At 63.4% G+C, this 1,960-nt stretch carries 2 protein-coding genes; both read left to right on the forward strand.

Going from position 1 to position 1,960, the window contains the following annotated elements; translation table 11 throughout:
- Window positions 1-946 (forward strand): ABC transporter permease (locus ACTWQH_RS32650; RefSeq protein WP_443290436.1); only part of this gene is annotated, 946 nt, incomplete at its 5' end.
- Between the two features lie 146 nt (window positions 947-1,092).
- Complete coding sequence (locus ACTWQH_RS32655) at window positions 1,093-1,947, forward strand: carbohydrate ABC transporter permease (protein WP_443290437.1); 855 nt, start codon at window positions 1,093-1,095, stop codon at window positions 1,945-1,947.
- The last annotated feature ends 13 nt before the right edge of the window (window positions 1,948-1,960 follow it).

Consider the following 1,960-nt stretch of genomic DNA (forward strand, 5'->3'; position numbering starts at 1 on the left):
GCGCCGCAAACGGGGTGCCGTGTCGAAGGAGACCATGCGCCGGAGGGCGCGGCGGAGCTTCGCGCGTCATTGGACGTTGTATCTGCTGATGGCGGTGCCGCTGACGCACATCGTGATCTTCAAGTACATCCCGATGGCGAACGCGGTGATCGCGTTCAAGAACTACAACGTCGTGCAGGGCGTCTGGGGCAGCGAGTGGGTGGGACTGGCGCACTTTGAGGCGCTGTTTGACAACCCGGTGTTCTGGGATCTGGTGCAGAACACGTTCATGCTGTCGTTCTACGCCGTGATCGCGGGCTTCCCGATCCCGATCATCCTGGCGCTGGCGCTGAACGAGATCCGGAAGGGCCTCTTCCAGCGCACGGTGCAGCTGGTGACGTATGCGCCGTACTTCATCTCCACGGTCGTCGTCGTCTCGATGATCATCATGATCCTTTCGCCCAGTACCGGGCTGGCCGGGGACGTCTTCGGCCTGTTCGGTGTGGAGCAGCCGAATCTGCTGGCGGATCCGGACTACTTCCGGCACATCTACGTCTGGTCGGACATCTGGCAGACGGCGGGCTACTCGGCCGTGATCTATCTGGCCGCCCTGGCCGGTGTCGACCAGTCGTTGTACGAGGCGGCGCGGGTCGATGGCGCCTCCAGGCTGCAGAAGATCTGGCATGTGGACCTGCCGAGCATCATGCCGACCGCGGTGATCATTCTGGTCCTGTCCGTGGGCAACATCATGGCGATCGGGTTCGAGAAGGCGTTCTTGCTGCAGAACACGCTGAATCTGAGCGCTTCGGAGATCATCCCCACCTATGTCTACAAGGTGGGCCTGATCAACGCCGACTTCAGCCAGGCGACCGCCATCGGGCTTCTGAACTCCGTGGTCAACCTCTGCCTGCTGCTCTTTGTGAACTTCATCGCCAAGCGGATCACCGGAAGCGGGGTGTGGTCATGAGCCAGCCGCCACTCACAGCGATAGCCGAACCGGAGAGTCCCCGCCCTCCCAAGGTGCCCGGACAGCGGCGTGGTTCCGGCTCCCCGCGCCGACTCCCGCGGCGGGCGCGGAAGAGCAAGCGGATTCAGGAGTCCCGGGTCGACCGGATGTTCCTGTTCTGCATCTATCTGCTGCTTCTGACCTTCCTGGCCATCGTGCTGCTGCCGCTGCTGAACATCCTCGCCAACTCCTTCAGCGACCCGCTGGCCGTCTCCTCCGGCCAGGTGCTGTTCTGGCCGGTGGACTTCTCGCTGCGCGGCTACGAGGTCGCCCTCAGCGACCCGCAGATCGTCACCGGATTCCGCAACTCGCTCCTCTACACCACCGTCGGCACGCTGATCAGCGTCACGCTCACCATCGCCCTCGCCTTCCCCCTGTCGCGCAAGGGCCTCTTCGGGCGGAGCCTGGTGATGACCATCGTGGTCTTCACCATGCTGTTCTCCGGCGGCCTGATCCCGACCTACATGGTGGTGCAGGACCTCGGCATGCTCAACAGCATGTGGGCCATGGTCATCCCGCAGGCCATCGGGGTCTGGCAGGTCGTCATCGCCGCCACCTACTTCCGGACGATGATCCCCGACGAGTTGTACGAGGCCGCCCAGATCGACGGCTGCGGGGACCTCCGCTTCCTGTGGAAGGTCGCCCTGCCACTGGCCAAGCCCATGATCGCGGTGGTGGCGCTGATGTACGCCATCGCCCAGTGGAACTCCTACTTCGACGCCCTCCTCTACCTCAGGGACGAAGACCTCTATCCCATCCAGCTGGTGCTGCGGAACATCCTCATCCTCAACACCAACGGCAACTTCGCCACAGACCCCGCCCTGGCGATGGAACGCCAGCAACTCGCCGACCTCCTCAAATATTCGCTGATCGTCATCGCGAGCGTGCCCGTCCTGCTCATCTATCCCTTCGTCGCGCGCTACTTCACCAAGGGAATCATGATCGGCGCGATCAAGGGCTGAACCCCTCCCTCCC

The organism is Streptomyces sp. 6N223 (assembly GCF_052246635.1).
GTDB lineage: Bacteria > Actinomycetota > Actinomycetes > Streptomycetales > Streptomycetaceae > Streptomyces.